Origin of the sequence: Myxococcus dinghuensis, assembly GCF_024198235.1 — a bacterium.
Taxonomy (GTDB): domain Bacteria; phylum Myxococcota; class Myxococcia; order Myxococcales; family Myxococcaceae; genus Myxococcus; species Myxococcus dinghuensis.
In genome coordinates, this window is sequence record NZ_JAKCFB010000003.1 from 224417 (window position 1) to 240322 (window position 15906).

Here is a 15906-nt window from a genome sequence, read left to right on the forward strand (position 1 = left end):
TGCTCACTGACTCGCACCATCCCGGTCACCACTCCATCGGAGTAGAAACCCCCATCGCCCATGGAGCCGGGTTGGCGAATGTCCAAGGTGAGCATGAACGAATACCCTGGCCTCATACGCAGCCCCTGCTTGTTCGCCCTGTTGAACATGACCTCGCGTGCCTCGGATGGGCAATCACCGGGCTCAGGGCGCACTTGGGCACCGGGGCACCCCATGGAGAGCGCGGCAACGGCGGTCGCACTCGCGCACGTCTTGAGGAACCCGGCCCACGGAGACGGAGGCCAGCTCGGGCGGGAGGCCGAAGACCTAGGCTTCCTGGAGGTGGACTCGGAGGGAGGGGGCATCGGAACGGGAGCGCGCTTCACGGGAGAGCTTTCTTTCTCGACAGGTGCAGGAGGGGGCAACGCTACCCCAGGGGACGACGCCAGGGGGCTTTGGCGAGGACGTTTCGAGTCAGATGCACCGTGCAGCGCTGGAGTCGGGCCTCCGGCAGCGCCTGCCGGGCCGCGGAGGCCAGGCCCGCATGCCCGTCGGCGATGACGAGCCGCACGCCCGTCAGTCCTCGCGCGAGCAGTTGGCGCAGCAGCTCCAGCCAGGAGTCCTGCGACTCGCTGCCACCCAGCGTCACGGCCAAGAGGTGCCGGTGCCCATCCTCTCCCACGCCGTAGGCCACCAGGGCCGAGACGTTCTGCACCGTGCGCGCCCACCTGGCGTCCAGGAAGGTGGCATCCAGGTAGAGGTAGGGGAAGGCCTGGGTGAGGGGCTGGGTGCGAAGGACCTCCACCTTTTCTTCCAGGGACTTCGTCACCCGACTCACCGTCGAGCGCGAAACCTCCTCGCCCATGAGCGCCCGCGTCACCTTGCCCATCTTCCTCGTGGAGACGCCCTGCACGTACGCGCTGGTAATCGCCTCGTCGAGTTCCTCGCTGCGCCGCTTGTAGCGGCCCAGGACGGCCTGCGCCGAGCCGCCAGCCCGGGTCCGGGGCACGGCCACCTCCAGGTGGCCCATGGACGTCAACAGGCCGCGCAGGTAGCTGCCGTTGCGTTGGTCCTTCCGACCCGCCACCTGCTGCCAGCGCCCGGCTCCCACCAGGCCCCGAATCTCCTCCTCCAGCAGCATCTCCAGCGCAATGCGGATGGCTCCCAGGAACAGGCCTCGCACGTCGGTGCGCACCTCCTCGTGCGAGGGCGCGGAAAACTCGGTATCGTCCACGGCAGGGAACTCCTCGGCCTCCTCGCCAAAGGAGGACCATCTCGGTTTGGTTTCACCGAGGAGCTTCCCTCTTTCCCGCTCGCCCTTCCTCGCCGACTACACATTTATAGGGACACAACCAGCGCTTGCGCCATGCGTAGACCGTCGGCTCGCTCACTCCGTGCTTCTTCGCGGTCTCCGGTACTGACGACCGCTCCGCCTCGCGCAGGATCGCGACCATCTGCTCTTCGCTGAACCGACTCTTCTTCACTGCCTGCCTCCGTGGTGGCCGGAGACGGCATCCTCTCAAGCTTCACGTGGTCCGAAAATCCCAGAGCATGTCACAGAGAGGAGCCATGACCTCTATGAGCCACGCCTACCACCTGACGAAGCGCGAGATACGGCGAACTCGAGAGTGGTTGGTCCCATCAGTGGCAAGTTGGAGTTCCGTGATGATGGTCTTGTACAGATGGGGACCCACCCTGCCGTCGTCCAGGGGGCTCTCTGCGTCGGCGCCGAGGCTGTAAACCCAGCAAGAACCATAGTGTTGGGTGACCAGCCCGTATCGAGTCGCGCAGTTCCCTGAAACATACGTGTCGCCGTCATAATCGGGGGCAGACCAGCCAGCGGCGAAATTGTGCGCGTAGAGGGACTCACTCCCCGTAAGGAGTTGCGGACTCAGGAACCTCATCGTCGTCGTGTTGAAACCGCCGACTTGCGCGGTGAAAGCAACGACAGTCTTTCCCGCCAGATCCTCGATGACGTCCATATACTGGACAGCGCTCACGAACTCCGTCTTCCGGTAGACGTAGAGACTTCCGTCGTAGAAGTTGGAGTCCAGACTCGGGCGCCCCCTTCGACCGAGCCGGTCGCCGTACAGGATGCCCCAGAAATCCAACGTGTTGATCCCGAGCACGCTGTTGTAGACCAGTGCCCAGCCGCCGCCCTGGGTCTCCTGCTCGCAATAGGCTGTGATGGCCTGAGTGCCGTCGGGCTTGAGGTAGTAGAGCCCTGAGCGGCGGACGCCCGCGGCGAAGAGATGCTGGCAACTCTGCATTGCAAGGTCAGGCGTCTCCCCATAGCCCGGTTCTCCCGCTGCGGCGGGCGAGGCTGTGAGGACCACCAACAACGCGACTGCGCATGAAAGACTGGCGGGAGAGGATTTGGTCGTCACAGCGGCGCTCCGTTGGAGGGTAAAGGCAGTCAGACTATCACTCCAAGTACATGATGGAGCGGGAAGATGACGCGGCGCGGGTCAGGATTGGGGGCGACCGGCGCCCTTCGATCCGATTTGTGACTTGACCTTCCGCGTTCTGTGATGGCCAGAGGCACCCCGCCGAGGAGACCAAGGCAATCTGGCCACACGCTGGCACGAAGAGCAGGAAGCACCGGTATGACGCCACGCAGGGGCACGGAGCCAACATCAATCACTGGCAGCGCATGGACAGGCATCCATACTTGAAGGGCCCCAAACGAAACGCCGTGAATCATCCGCCCGAGTTGGCGGATGCCTCGCATCGCTTCTCACACTGACGCGGTCCCGAGGAAGCCCCCAGGACGCCTCGCACTCCACTCCCGCATCGACGGCGCGGCATCGTTTACGAAGACATCGGCGACATGTAAGAGGACCAATGGCTCTTGGCGGTTCGGAGGCTCTCATGACGGATTCACGCTCGCCTCGACGGGTTGAACGTCCCTTGGCTGCTGCCTTCGGGGCGCAGCTTGAGTCCCGTGTGCTCCAGTGCTCGAACCTGGTCGTGGGCGAGTTCCGGTCCGACGCCCCCAACGGGCTCATCACGGGCGCAGTGCCGCGCGACGACGCCTACGTGCTCACACTGCATCTGCGCGAACGACCGGCAGGCGCCATGCGCGCGGAGAACCGCTGGATTCAACCTCGGAACTTCCACGCGGGGCATGCCGGCATCGTCGACCTGCGTTCGACCCTGACCTCCGAGTACGACGGGCCGTTCCACTACGTGAGCATCTATCTGAAGCGAAAGACCCTCGGGGCCTATGCCGAGGACGCAGGCGCACAGACGCTCGACGACCTGCGTCACCAGCCTGGCGTCGGCTTCTCGGATCCCGTCGTCCGGCACCTCCTGCTCTCGTTACGTCCCGCGCTGGCGGTTCCACGGGAGGTCAGCGCGCTCTACGCCGACCATGTGACGCTCGCGCTCGTCACGCATCTGGCGAGCATGTACGGCGCATTCCACGCGGCGCGGACGAGCCTTCGTGGAGGCCTCAGTCCTGCACACGCGCGACGCGTCAAGGAGCTCATCGATTCGCGCTTGGACGGCTCCGTGTCCCGCGTTGAACTCGCGCGTTCGTGCGGACTCTCCGAACGGCACTTCGCGCGCGCCTTCCGTGAGACCACTGGCCAGCCGCCCCACCGCTGGCTCGTGGGGCGGCGGGGACCTCCACGGAGCGTGCCCCTCCGAGCCCTCACCTGACCAGAAGGGTCCACGGTTGCGACTGAAGCCAGACGAGCCCGACACGCGGTACTCCATCAATGCCTCGCGTGGGCGATCAGTATCGCTCGGGGATGAAGTTCCGCCCCTGAAGCGAAGCGGCGTCGTCGTACGCCCCATGCATGGAGCGAGCGGGCAGCTTCACCTTGGCGTGCTTCACCCGCTTGTGGGGAATCTTGTCCAGCAGGAAGCGGATGCAATTGAGCCGCGCCTTCTTCTTGTCGTCGGACCGCAGGATGTGCCAGGGCGCATACGGGGTGTCCGTCGCGGCGAGCATCTGGTCCCGCGCATGCGAGTAGTCGTACCAGCGCTTCCAGGACTTGACGTCCATCGGGCTCAGCTTCCACTGCCGGAGGGGGTCGTCGATCCGCGCCGCGAACCGCCGCGCCTGCTCCTCCTTGCCGACCTCCAGCCAGATCTTCACCAGGAGGATTCCGCTCTCGACCATGTACTTCTCGAAGACGGGACAACCGATAAGGAAGCGGTCGTGTTCTTCGGGCGTGCAGAAGCCCATCACGGGTTCGACGCCGGCCCGGTTGTACCAACTGCGGTCGAAGATCGCGATCTCACCGGCCGCGGGAAAGTGCTGCACGTACCGCTGCAGGTACATCTGTGACTTCTCGCGGCTCGAAGGGGCCGGGAGGGCCACCACGCGAAAGACGCGGGGACTCACCCGCTCGGTGATGGCGCGAATCGTCCCGCCCTTTCCCGCCGCGTCCCGGCCTTCGAACACCACGATGACACGCATCTGCTCCTGCTTGACCCACTCCTGAAGCTGGCAGAGCCGGGACTGGAGCTTGCGGAGCTCCTTGACGTAGGCCTTGCGCTTCAGCGGCTCCGCGGGTGTGTCCTGTGCCATGGCCGAAGGGTTGTGCGGCCCCCACACACGCGCAATGCGTGCGCGCGGGGAGGGCTTCCGCCAGCCAGCGGAACCTCACAGGTGCTGCCCCCCCGTGCGGCGATCGGCGGCCATGTCGCCCCTGGGTTCGTGACGCGCATGGCGCAACGAACATCCGAGACTGCCCCCCGGGGCATTCGGGACGGCCCGCCCTTCCGCGTGCGCCAGCGCATGCGAATCCTCGCCCATCATCGAGGTGTCGCGAATGTGGGGGATGGCCAGCACCATGCGGGGGATGAGGCCGGGATTCGCACGCGTCGCCGGCACGTGGCCGCTGCTCGGCGCCCTCTCCTTCCTCTCCGGGTGCACGGTCGGCCCCCGCTTCACGAAGCCCGAGGCTGCGGTCGCGAAGGAATGGCGCACCCAGGGCGACCCGCGACTCTCGACCCAGGACGCGGTCGACACCCAGTGGTGGAAGTCCTTCGACGACCCCTCGCTCGACCGCCTCGTCGAGCTCGCCTACCACCAGAACCTCCCGCTGCAGATCGCCGGGTTGAGGATCGTCGAGGCCCGCGCCCAACTGGGCATCCTCACCGGCAAACAGTTTCCCCAGGTCCAGGTCGCGACAGGCAGCGGGGCCGTGGTGGGACGCAGTGAGAACGCCGCCGCCTCCAACCTCGTCGACCTGTCCAACCTCGCGGAGATCGACCGCCACTACCTGGAGTACCAGGTGGGCTTCGATGCGCTGTGGGAGGTGGATTTCTGGGGCAAGTACCGGCGGGGCGTGGAGTCGGGAGCCGCGGGCCTGCTCGCGTCGGTCGCGGACTACCAATCCTCCGTCGTCTCGCTCACCGCCGAGGTCGCGCGAACCTACGTCACGGTCCGCACGTTCGAGGTGCTCATCGAACAGGCCCAGGAGAACGTCCGAGTCCAGGAGGAGGGCTACCGGATCGCCCAGTCGCGCTTCAGCAACGGCGTCACCTCGGAGCTCGACGTGCTGCAGGCGGAGACCCTGCTGGAGAGTACCCGGGCCACCATCCCCCAACTGGAGGCGGGACTGGAGCAGGCCCGCAACGCCCTGAGCACCCTCCTCGGCCGACCCACGGGAGAGGTGGAGGCGTTGCTCTCCGGCCCCAAGCGGATTCCGCTGGCGCCCGCGACGGTGGCCGTCGGCATGCCGGCCGAAATCCTGCGGCGGCGTCCGGACGTCCGCAGCGCGGAGTTGTCCGCCGCCGCGCAGTGCGCCCGGGTGGGCATCGCCGAGGCGGAGCTCTATCCGAGCTTCTCCATCTTCGGGACCATCGGGCTACAGGCCAGCACGGCCGGCTCGGCCTCCGGGAATCTCTTCTCCCTGGGCAGCCTCGCCTATTCGGTGGGCCCCCGAATCGTCTTCCCGTTCCTGAACTACGGCCGGCTGAAGAACGGCGTGCGAGTCGAGGACGCTCGGTTCCAACAACTGCTCGTCAACTACCGCAACACGGTGCTCAAGGCGGCGCAGGAGGTGGCAGACGCCTTGACGGGGTTCATCCACGCCCAGAAGACCCTGGAGTTCCAGCAGGCGGCCGTGAAGTCCGCGCAGCGGTCGGTGGAACTCTCCGTGGTGCAATACCGTGAAGGCGCCGTGGACTACCAGCGCGTGCTGGACGCGCAACGCTCGCTCCTGGAGCAGCAGAACAACATGGCCCAGACGAGCTCATCCATCGCCACCAACCTGGTCGCCCTCTACAAGGCGCTGGGCGGAGGCTGGGAGATCCGTCAAGGCCAGCCCATCGTTCCAGAGCCGATGCAGGACGAGATGAAGAAGCGGACCCACTGGGGCGACATGTTGTCCAAGCCGCGCGCGCCGGAGAAGAAGGCGCTCCCGCCATCCGAGAAGCCATAGAGAGTCCGCCATGCCCAAGCACCCGAAAGGGAAACTCAAGTGGGTCATTGGGTTGATCGCCGTCGCGATCGCTGCGTTCATCGGCTTCCGCTATTGGAAGGGGAAGCAATCCGAGCTGCCGGAGGGAATCGTCTCCGGCAACGGCCGCATCGAGGCGAAGCTGGCGGATGTCGCCGCCAAGGAACCCCTGCGGGTGAAGGAGATCCTCGTCAACGAAGGTGACCTCGTCAAACCCGGTCAGGTGCTGGTGCGCCTGGACACCTCCACGCTCGAGTCCAGCCTGGCGGAGGCCAATGCGAGCCTCGCGGCCACGCAGGAGAAGGTGGCGGTGGCCGAGGCGGGCATCGTCAAACAGCGGAGCGAGATTCAACTCGCCACCATCGAGGTCGAGCGCGCCCGCCGACTGGTGGCGCAAGGCGCCGGCTCGCAGCGGGACCTGGACGTTCGAGCGAGCCAGTTGGAAACCACCCGGGCCGCCCTGGCCGAAGCGGAAGCCACGCTGAAGACCTCCCGGGAGGAGATCGAGGTCGCGCGCGCCAATGCGGCGACGATTGAAACGCGCATCGCCGACGCGACGCTCAAGTCTCCGGTGACGGGTCGAGTCCTCTACCGGCTCGCGGAGCCTGGCGAAGTGCTCTCTCCTGGCGGACCGGCGCTGACGCTCGTGAACCTGGAGGACGTCTTCATGGAGATCTTCCTGCCCGCCAGCGAGGCCGCCCGCGTGAAGCTCGGCTCCGAGGCGCGCATCACCGTCGACTTCGAGCCCGACCGCTCCATCCCCGGCTACGTCTCCTTCGTGTCCCCGGAGGCACAGTTCACCCCCAAGCAGGTGGAGACCAAGAGCGAGCGGGAGAAGCTGGTGTTCCGCGTGAAGATCCAGGTCCCCCGCGAGCTGGCCAGCCGCTACGTCGAGCGCATCAAGACGGGCATTCGCGGCGTCGGCTACGTCAAGGTGGACCCTTCCGTCGCGTGGCCCCATCCGTTGAGCAACGTCATCACGGCTGAATCCGGCGCCCACTAGCCCGGAGACCCGGGAGGGCTCGGCCATGGTCTCACCCACGTCTCCAGAATCGCCGGCTGGCGGCCCCCGCGGGTACGTCGTCTCCGTCCAGGACGTGACCCACCGCTATGGCAAGGCCGTCGCGCTCGACGGCCTCTCACTCGACGTTCCCAGCGGCATCCGTGTGGGCATCGTGGGGCCCGACGGCGTCGGCAAGTCGACGCTGATGGCCCTGGTGGCCGGAGCCAAGAAGCTGCAACAGGGACGGATCACGGTTCTGGACGGAGACATCGCGCAAGCCCGACATCGGCGCGAGGTGGGGCCGCGAATCGCATACATGCCGCAAGGGCTGGGGAAGAACCTCTACCTGGAGCTCAGCGTCTACGACAACGTCGACTTCATGGCCCGGCTCTTCGGCCTCTCCCCCGAGGAGCGCAAGCTGCGCGTCCCACAGCTCCTCCAGGCCACGGGGCTGGGCAAGTTCGCGGAGCGTCCCGCCGGCAAGCTGTCCGGAGGAATGAAGCAGAAGGTGGGGCTCTGCGGCGCACTGGTGCACGACCCGGACCTGCTCATCCTCGACGAGCCCACCACCGGCGTCGACCCGCTCTCGCGGCGGCAGTTCTGGACCCTCATCGACGAGATCCGCGCCGGGCGTCCCGGCATGAGCGTCATCATCTCCACGGCCTACATGGACGAGGCCCAGCAATGGGATTGGATCGTGGCCATGGACGCGGGGCGCGTGCTGGCGACAGGGACACCCGCGGAGCTGATGGAGCGTTCGGGGACCACGGACCTGGAACAGTGCTTCATCGCGCTACTGCCCGAGGAGAAGCGCAAGGGCCACAAGGAGCTCACCATCCCGCCCCGTGCGCCGGGCACGGCGGAGCTGGCCATCGAGGCCCACGGGTTGACGCGTCGCTTCGGGACCTTCGTCGCCGTCGACCACGTCACCCTCTCCATCGAGCGCGGTGAGATCTTCGGCTTCCTGGGCTCCAACGGCTGCGGCAAGTCCACGACCATGAAGATGCTGACCGGCTTGCTGCCCCCCTCGGAAGGCACGGCGAAGCTCTTCGGCAGCTCCGTGGACGCCGGCAGCATGGAGGTCCGCAAGAACCTGGGCTACATGACGCAGGCGTTCTCGCTCTACGGCGAGCTGAGCGTCCAGCAGAACCTCGTCCTGCACGCCCGGCTCTACCACCTGCCGCCAGACAAGGCGAAGGCCCGCATCGACGAGTTGGTCGAGCGGTTCGGCCTGGGCGCGCACCTGGAGACGCTGGCCGGCGGGTTGCCCATGGGCCTGCGCCAGCGACTCTCCCTGGCCGTCGCCGTGCTGCACGGGCCCCAAATCCTCATCCTGGACGAGCCCACGTCGGGGGTCGACCCGGTCGCCCGAGACAGTTTCTGGGAGCTGTTGATCGACCTGTCGCGGAAGCAGGGCGTCACCATCTTCGTGACGACGCACTTCATGAACGAGGGGATGCGCTGCGACCGCATCTCGCTCATGAACGCGGGAAGGGTGCTCGCGGCGGACAGCCCCCAGAAGCTCATCGAGGCGAAGCAGGCGGACAGCCTCGAGACGGCCTTCATCGCCTACATGGAGGAGGCCATCGCCGAGAAAGCCCGCGCGGAGGGCAAGGAGGAGAAGGACTCGGCCCCGGCCCACGAGCCCGCGGCCCCCTCCCACGAGCCCCCGACCGCGCCCCGAGAAGACCGGGCCGGCATGCGCCTGAGGATCGGCCGGATGCTCGCGTACGCGTCCAACGAGACCAGCCAGATCCTCCGCGACAAGGTCCGCCTGGCGTTTGCCTTCATCGGCTCCGCGTTGTTGATGCTCGTCTTCGGCTTCGGCATCACGACGGACGTGGAGAACATCCGCTACGCCGCGCTGGACCTGGACCAGTCACCCGAGAGCCGCGCGTACCTGGAACAGTTCAGCTCGGCGAAGCCCTATTTCTCCCAGACCCCGCCCGCCCCATCCGCCGAGGAGGCGTTGCGCCGGCTCCAATCCGACGATGTCTCGGTGGTGCTGGAGATTCCGCCCCTCTTCGGTCTGAATCTTCGCCGGGGCTCCGGCCCCGAGGTGCTGGCGCAGGTGGACGGCGCCATGACCTTCCGTGGAGACACCGTCGAGCAATATGTCCAGGGAGTCCACGCGCGGATGCTGCGGGACCCCGCGAGCGGCTTCCAATCCGCCCGTGCCCAGGAGTACTCGGCCAACCTCGAGGAGCGCTACCTCTACAACCCCACCTTCGAGAGCATCTACTCCATCGTGCCGAGTGTCCCGGCGCTGCTGCTGCTGCTCATACCCGCCATCCTCATGACGGTCAGCATCGTGCGGGAGAAGGAGCTGGGGTCGATCATCAACTTCTACGTCACGCCCACGGGGAGGCTGGAGTACCTGCTCGGGAAGCAACTGCCCTACATCGCCATCGGCATGGCCAACTTCTTCATCCTGACCGCCCTGGCATTGATTGTCTTTGACGTCCCCATCAAGGGCAGCTTCCTGATGTTGATCGTCTGCACCCTGTTCTACGTCGCGGCGACGACAGGCATCGGGATGGTGACGTCCACCTTCACCGGCAGCCAGGTCGCGGCCGTGTTCGTCACGGCCATCCTGACCATCGTGCCGACCATCCAGTTCTCCGGCTTGCTGCAGCCGGTCTCCACGCTGCAGGGTGGAGCCAAGGTCGTCGGCTCCATCTGGCCGGCGACCTATTACATGCACGCCAGCCTGGGCGCCTTCACCAAGGGGCTGGGGGCGGGCCTCCTCCTGCCGGACGTGGCCTTCCTGGCCGTATGCGTCCCGCTCCTCCTGGCCATCAGCGTCGTCGGCCTGAGAAAGCAGGAGAAATAGCGGTGAACTCGCTGCTGAACATCCTGTGGCTGGGTCTCAAGGAGCTCCGCAGCCTGCTCAGCGATGCAGTGCTGGTCGTGTTCGTCGTCTATGCGTTCACCCTGGCCATCTACGTCCAGGCCACGGGGACCTCGAGCGAGGTGAACAACGCCTCGATTGCCTTCGTCGACGAGGACGAGTCCGCGTTGTCGAAGGAGTTGCTCAACGCCTTCTATCCGCCGCGCTTCAAGTCACCGGAGGTCATCTCCTCGGACGAGATCCAGTCGGACATGGACCGGGGCCGGTTCATGTTCGTCGTCGTGATTCCGCCCCGCTTCGAGCACGACCTCCGTGCGGGCCGCACCCCGGACATCCAGGTGAACATCGACGCGACCGCCATGCAGCAGGCGGGCATCGGCGCTGGCTACATCAAGAACATCCTCAACGACCGCATCGCCTCTTTTCTCAAGCGCACGGAGGAGACGGGACCGAAGCCCGTCAACCTGGTCATCCGCAAGCTCTTCAACCCCAACGGGGTGTCCTCCTGGTTCAAGAGCGTGGTGGCCATCATCAATCAAATCACCCTGCTGACGGTGGTCCTCACGGGCGCCGCGGTCATCCGGGAACGCGAGCACGGCACGCTGGAGCACCTGCTCGTGATGCCACTGACCTCGTTCGAGATCGCGATGGCGAAGGTCTGGGCCAATGGCCTGGTGATTCTCGTGGCGACGGCGGCTTCGCTCCTCCTGGTCGTGCACCTGGTGCTGAAGGTGCCGTTCGCCGGCTCGGTGGTGCTGTGGTTCGCCGGCGTCGTGCTCTACCTCTTCTTCGCCACGGCGCTCGGCATCTTCCTGGGAACCATCTCCCGCTCGATGGCGCAGTTCGCCCTGCTCATCATCCTCGTGGTCCTCGTGTTGATGCTGCTTTCGGGCGGAAGCACGCCCGTGGAGAGCCAGCCGAAGTGGCTTCAATCCATCACGTACCTGCTGCCTGCCCGGCACTTCGTCAGCTTCTCGCAGATCATCATCTACCGTGGAGGAGGACTGGGCGCTGTCTGGCGCCAGTTCCTGATGGTGAGCGCAGTGGGCGTGGGGTTCTTCGTCTACAGCCTGTCGATGTTCCGCAAGTCCATTGCGGTGAGCAAGTAGGGCCGGACCTCGTGGCTCTCCGCCCTAGAGAGCAAGCCGGAGGTGCATGCAAACGTGTGTCGCTCGCGATGGCGAGGCCGCCAATACGCTCACCGCTTGACGAGCCTCCCGGTGATCAGCGCTGCGACTCCCGCCGCGCAGACGAGTGCGCCCATTGAGCGTGGTGTTCCGTCGGAGAGCCATCCGACGAGCGCCGCGCTCGCGACGCCGCTTCCGTACTGCATCGCGCCCACCAGCGAGGACGCGGCGCCAAGACGATTCGTCGCTTCAGACAGTGCTCCCGCGACCGAATTCGCAACGACGAGGCCGTTCATCGCCGCGAAGCAGAACATCGGCACCACGACGCCGAACAGGCCGAAGGCGCCGGTCGTCGTGTTGACGAACAACGCCACACCGGTGATCGCGATGACGACGGTGCCCATCAGGAAGAGCCGCTCGCTCCCCATCCTCACGACCAACCGCGTGTTGAGAAAGTTCGTGGCGACCATGCCGACGACGTTGGCTCCGAAGAGCAGGCCGTAGCGCGACGCAGGTACGCCGTAGAAGTCGATGTAGACGAAGGGGCTCGCCGCAATGAACACGTACATCCCGGCGTAGAAGAACGCGCTCGCCAGGGCAAACCCCATGAGCTTCGGTCTGCGCATCAGCGAAAGGTAGTCGCGAGCGACCGCGCGCAACGGCGCGTGCTCCCGCTTCGCGGGAGGCAGCGTCTCCGGGAGCAGGACGAGGCCGGCGAGCGCCAAGACCCCGACCGCGGCCAACATCCAGAAGATGCCCCGCCAGGACGAGAACGCGAGGACCTGCCCGCCCAGAATCGGACCCAGGAGCGGCGCCGCCATCATGAGCAGGATGAGGGTCGAGAGCATCTGTGCTGCGCGCTCGCCCGCGTACAGGTCCCTCGCCATCGCGCGTGCGAGTACGGGACCCGCGCATGCGCCGAGGGCCTCCACGACGCGCCACGTGATCAACTGCACGACGGTCGTAGAGAGCGCGCAGCCGATCGAGCCGCCGATGAAGAGCACGAGCCCGAGGGCGACGGGCAGCCGCCGCCCGTAGCGATCGCCAACGGGGCCCCACAGGAGCTGGCCTGCGGCGAAGCCCGCGAGGAATGAGGAGAGCGTGAGTTCGATGTCTCCCGTCGCGCCGCCGAGCGCGTGCTGCATTGCGGGGAACGCCGGCAGGTACATGTCCGTCGAGAGCGACGCGAACGACATGAGCGCACTCAGGATGACGAGGACGCGCAGCTCACTCGCGCGCTCGGCCCGTTGCGCCTGGACTCCCCTCGCGCCGACCTTGACGTGGTCGCTCATGGGCGCGGCGCCCTCGTGTAGCGAAGCCAGACGAGATCGCCTGGACGCTTCCGGACGCTGTGGAGCTTCAGGCGCCGCGCGACGGGCCTGGGACCCGCGTCGAACAAGGTGGGCGTGCCGACGGAACCGTCGGCAACCGGGGCGACGAGCACGCTGAGCTCATCGACGAGGTCGGCTGCGAGGAACGAGCCGTTGATCTTCCCGCCACCCTCGAGCAGCAGTCGCTCGATGCCGAACGCCTCACGGAGCTTCTCGAGCACGCGCCTCAGGTTCACCTCACCTCGACCGCCGAACACGTACGAGACCCCCTTTGATTGAAGGAAGGACAGGTACGCGTCGGAGACGCTCTCCGTGAGCACGGAGACGACGTGATCACCGTCGATGTCGTTCGACCGCCAGCGGAGCCTGCCCGACGGGTCGAGCGCGATAGCGTACGAGCCCGCGTCGCGCGCTGCGAGGAACGCCCTCCTCTGCAGGGGACCGACCTTGCGCTTCGGCAGGGGCGCCTTGCCCGCGTAGGGCTCCATCGAGACGCGACCAATCATCCAGGCATCGGCGCGGAACGTCTTCGCCGTGCGCTCATACTCGGCGTAGAGCGTCTGCGGGAGCTTCCACGGAGCCGTGATGATACGTCCGTCGATGGATGGGGCCATGTGGCAGATGACGTAAGGGCGCTCGCGAGCGGACATGCTGAACGCGTACGGCACGGCGCGGCGCAACGAAAGCGGCATTCGCTGCATGGGCTGTTCAACAAAGCTTCACGCTGGCCCACGAACTGCAACTGGCGCAGCGCGTTTCGCCCCATATAGGTTGGCTTCACGATGGCCTTCACTCATCTCAACTCGCTGAACGCCTTCATCGCCGTTGCGAGACGCCTCAGCTACGCGGCGGCGGCTCGGGACCTCGGGGTCTCGACGTCGGCGGTCAGCCAGTCGGTGCGCCAGCTCGAAGAGCGCCTCGAGGTGACGTTGCTGACCCGGAACTCGCGCACCGTCGCGCTGACCGAGGCCGGCCACCGCCTGCTCGACAACGCGGGTCCGGCGATCGACCAAGCGCTCGAGTCGATGAAGACGGTGCGGGCCAAGCGTGGCGAGGTGACCGGTCGCGTGCGCCTCTCGGTGCCGAGCGCCTCCGTCTCCTTGATCCTGGCCGAACTTCTCCCGCGCTTCCTCGCGCGCTACCCGAAGGTGGAGCTGGAGGTCCTCGTCGATGACCGGCTCGTCGACACGGTCGCCGGTGAGTTCGACGCCGGGATTCGGCTCATCGAGTCCATCGACCGCGACATGATCCACGTCCGGCTGTCGAGCCCCACACGCGTCGTGGTGGCCGGCGCGCCGTCGTACCTCGAGCGCAAGGGGATTCCGAACAAGCCGCAAGACCTGCTCCAGCACGACTGCATCTGCATTCGCCGGACACCGAGCGGAGAGCCGTGGGCCTGGGAGCTCGAACGGGGCAAGAAGACCTACCGCGTGCCCGTGCGAGGTCCCGTCACGACCAACGACGCAGAGCTGATGCGGGCGATGGCCGTCGCGGGGGTCGGGCTGCTCTACTCGCTCGAAGACCGCATCGAAGACGAGCTACGGGCAGGACGCCTCCGCGTGGTGCTCGCGCCGTACGCCGCCGAGGTGCCGGGGCTCTACCTCTACTTCCCGAGTCGCTCGCAGGTCTCGCCCGCGCTCAAGGCCTTCGTCGAAGTGGCGCGAGGAGCGCGGGCCGAAGGAGCCCTTGGACCGTGAAGGTGCCCGTTTCCACGCTGACGCGGGGTGCTCACTTTCCGCGTTGGAGCTTGATGAAGTCGATGCTCCCAAAGGAGAGCGACGAGCCGGCCCTGAGGCTGTTGTCCGCTCGCTCGTCCTTCGCCGACGGGGCGACGCTGCATGTCGACGCGAGCGACATGACACTCTGACCCGTTGACCTGCTTCGCAACGCGGACGAGCAGAGCGCGCTCAACGCCGACGTTGCGGCGATTCTCATCCAGGGCGCGCGACCGCCGCAGACGCCGCGCGGGCTCACTCGTCGCGAAGCCGCTCTCGGAGCACCACCGCTGCGGCATCGTCCTGATGGGCGTGCAGTTTTGCTAAACGACCCGTCCGTGTTTCGACGGTTTGCTTAGTGGGCTCCAAGGGTTACCTCATCAGCATCGCCGGGGATGTTTCCGGCCCACGAGGAGACGACCATCCATGTACGACGCCAAAGCCTACAGTGCCTCCGCCGCGAAGGCGCCGCTCGCCCCGACGACCATCCAGCGCCGCGACGTCGGCGAGCGTGACGTCCGACTTGACGTCCTCTATTGCGGCATCTGCCACTCGGACCTGCACCAGGTGAAGGACGACTTCGGCGGCGCCGGGTTCCCAATGGTCCCGGGCCACGAGATCGTCGGCAAGGTCACGCGTGTCGGCGCGAAGGTCACGAAGTTCAAAGAGGGCGACATCGCGGCCGTCGGCTGCCTGGTCGATTCAGACCGCACATGCTCGGAGTGCAAGAGCGGTTTCGAGCAGTTCTGTGCCAATCGGGTCCTCGTCTTCAATTCGCCGGACGAGCTGCTCGGCGGGCAGACCTACGGCGGGTTCTCCGAGAGCATGGTCGTCGACGAGGACTTCGTCTTGCGTGTCCCGTCGAAGCTCGACCTCGCAGCGGCCGCGCCCCTGCTCTGCGCCGGGGTCACCGTGTACTCGCCGCTCCGTTACTGGAAAATCGGCAAGGGTAGCAAGGTCGGCGTCGTGGGCTTGGGTGGCCTTGGCCACCTCGCCGTGAAGTTCGCCCACGCCCTCGGCGCGCACGTGGCGGTGCTGACGACGTCCGCTCGCAAGAAGGACGACGCGCTCCGTCTCGGCGCCGAGGAGGTCATCGTCTCGACCGACACCGAGGCGATGAAGAAACAGGCGGGCAGCTTCGACTTCATCCTGGACACCGTCTCCGGAGAGCACGACGTCAACGCGCTCCTGCAACTCGCCCGGCGTGACGGCAGCGTCGTCGTGGTGGGGCTGCCGCCGAAGCCGATGCCGATTGGCGCGTTCCCCCTCGTCGCGGGCCGCAAGCACTTGTCGGGCTCGAATATCGGCGGCATCGCGGAGACTCAGGAGATGCTCGATTTCGCCGCCGAGCACGGCATCACCGCGGATGTCGAGGTGCTTCCGATTCAGAAGGTGAACGAAGCCTTCGACCGGTTGGAGAGGGGTGACGTGAAGTACCGGTTCGTTCTCGACATGCGCCCCCTGAAGTCGACTTGACCCAC

General features: G+C 66.4%; 11 protein-coding genes and 2 pseudogenes. 7 read left to right on the plus strand and 6 right to left on the minus strand.

Annotated features, from left to right (window positions below):
• Positions 1-421: 421 nt before the first annotated feature.
• The 3 genes and pseudogenes from LZ198_RS05920 to LZ198_RS05930 form a co-directional block, all read right to left on the minus strand.
• Positions 422-1213 (minus strand): annotated as a pseudogene (locus tag LZ198_RS05920) (IS256 family transposase); the annotation flags it as partial.
• 118 nt (positions 1214-1331) lie between these two features.
• Positions 1332-1463: pseudogene (locus LZ198_RS05925) on the minus strand (helix-turn-helix domain-containing protein); the annotation flags it as partial.
• 105 nt (positions 1464-1568) lie between these two features.
• Complete coding sequence (locus LZ198_RS05930; RefSeq protein WP_253970893.1) at positions 1569-2366, minus strand: fibrinogen-like YCDxxxxGGGW domain-containing protein; 798 nt, start codon at positions 2364-2366, stop codon at positions 1569-1571.
• Between the two features lie 523 nt (positions 2367-2889).
• Between LZ198_RS05930 and LZ198_RS05935 the strand changes: the two genes are divergently transcribed.
• Positions 2890-3642 (plus strand): helix-turn-helix domain-containing protein, encoded by a 753-nt coding sequence (locus LZ198_RS05935; protein WP_253970894.1) that lies wholly within the window; start codon positions 2890-2892, stop codon positions 3640-3642.
• Between the two features lie 76 nt (positions 3643-3718).
• Here the strand turns inward: LZ198_RS05935 and ppk2 are convergent, their stop codons facing one another.
• On the minus strand, positions 3719-4519 hold the full coding sequence (gene ppk2 / locus LZ198_RS05940) for a polyphosphate kinase 2 (RefSeq protein ID WP_253970895.1): 801 nt from the start codon (positions 4517-4519) through the stop codon (positions 3719-3721).
• 274 nt (positions 4520-4793) lie between these two features.
• Here ppk2 and LZ198_RS05945 point away from each other — a divergent pair, with 274 nt between their 5' ends.
• Genes LZ198_RS05945 through LZ198_RS05960 form a run of 4 tightly spaced genes read left to right on the plus strand, consistent with a single transcriptional unit; the run spans position 4794 to position 11361 of the window.
• Positions 4794-6380 (plus strand): efflux transporter outer membrane subunit, encoded by a 1587-nt coding sequence (locus LZ198_RS05945; RefSeq protein WP_253970896.1) that lies wholly within the window; start codon positions 4794-4796, stop codon positions 6378-6380.
• Between the two features lie 52 nt (positions 6381-6432).
• A complete protein-coding gene (locus LZ198_RS05950) occupies positions 6433-7401 on the plus strand; it encodes an HlyD family secretion protein (RefSeq protein ID WP_253970897.1) in 969 nt (322 codons plus the stop codon).
• Positions 7402-7426: 25 nt separating this feature from the next.
• Positions 7427-10234, plus strand: a complete 2808-nt coding sequence (rbbA, locus tag LZ198_RS05955; protein ID WP_253970898.1) for a ribosome-associated ATPase/putative transporter RbbA — start codon at positions 7427-7429, stop codon at positions 10232-10234.
• A 2-nt stretch (positions 10235-10236) separates the two neighbouring features.
• A complete protein-coding gene (locus LZ198_RS05960; protein WP_253970899.1) occupies positions 10237-11361 on the plus strand; it encodes an ABC transporter permease in 1125 nt (374 codons plus the stop codon).
• Positions 11362-11450: 89 nt separating this feature from the next.
• Here the strand turns inward: LZ198_RS05960 and LZ198_RS05965 are convergent, their stop codons facing one another.
• Both LZ198_RS05965 and LZ198_RS05970 read right to left on the minus strand, forming a co-directional pair.
• Positions 11451-12671, minus strand: a complete 1221-nt coding sequence (locus tag LZ198_RS05965; protein ID WP_253970900.1) for a multidrug effflux MFS transporter — start codon at positions 12669-12671, stop codon at positions 11451-11453.
• Entirely contained in the window at positions 12668-13360 is a 693-nt protein-coding gene (locus LZ198_RS05970; protein WP_253970901.1) for a RibD family protein, read from the minus strand. The genes LZ198_RS05965 and LZ198_RS05970 overlap by 4 nt, the downstream gene beginning before the upstream one ends.
• A gap of 132 nt (positions 13361-13492) precedes the next feature.
• Between LZ198_RS05970 and LZ198_RS05975 the strand changes: the two genes are divergently transcribed.
• Positions 13493-14407: a LysR family transcriptional regulator gene (locus LZ198_RS05975; RefSeq protein WP_253970902.1), complete on the plus strand. Its 915-nt coding sequence runs from the start codon at positions 13493-13495 to the stop codon at positions 14405-14407.
• A gap of 444 nt (positions 14408-14851) precedes the next feature.
• Positions 14852-15901, plus strand: a complete 1050-nt coding sequence (locus tag LZ198_RS05980; RefSeq protein ID WP_253970903.1) for an NAD(P)-dependent alcohol dehydrogenase — start codon at positions 14852-14854, stop codon at positions 15899-15901.
• Positions 15902-15906: the final 5 nt, after the last annotated feature.

What these genes read in the sequence shown, in the direction of transcription:
- LZ198_RS05975 (WP_253970902.1), top strand. Translation starts at nt 13,493, where the DNA reads ATGGCCTTCACTCATCTCAACTCGCTGAACGCCTTCATCGCCGTTGCG.
- rbbA (WP_253970898.1), top strand. Translation starts at nt 7,427, where the DNA reads ATGGTCTCACCCACGTCTCCAGAATCGCCGGCTGGCGGCCCCCGCGGG.
- LZ198_RS05980 (WP_253970903.1), top strand. Translation starts at nt 14,852, where the DNA reads ATGTACGACGCCAAAGCCTACAGTGCCTCCGCCGCGAAGGCGCCGCTC.
- LZ198_RS05965 (WP_253970900.1), bottom strand. Translation starts at nt 12,671, where the DNA reads ATGAGCGACCACGTCAAGGTCGGCGCGAGGGGAGTCCAGGCGCAACGG.
- ppk2 (WP_253970895.1), bottom strand. Translation starts at nt 4,519, where the DNA reads ATGGCACAGGACACACCCGCGGAGCCGCTGAAGCGCAAGGCCTACGTC.
- LZ198_RS05945 (WP_253970896.1), top strand. Translation starts at nt 4,794, where the DNA reads ATGAGGCCGGGATTCGCACGCGTCGCCGGCACGTGGCCGCTGCTCGGC.
- LZ198_RS05970 (WP_253970901.1), bottom strand. Translation starts at nt 13,360, where the DNA reads ATGTCCGCTCGCGAGCGCCCTTACGTCATCTGCCACATGGCCCCATCC.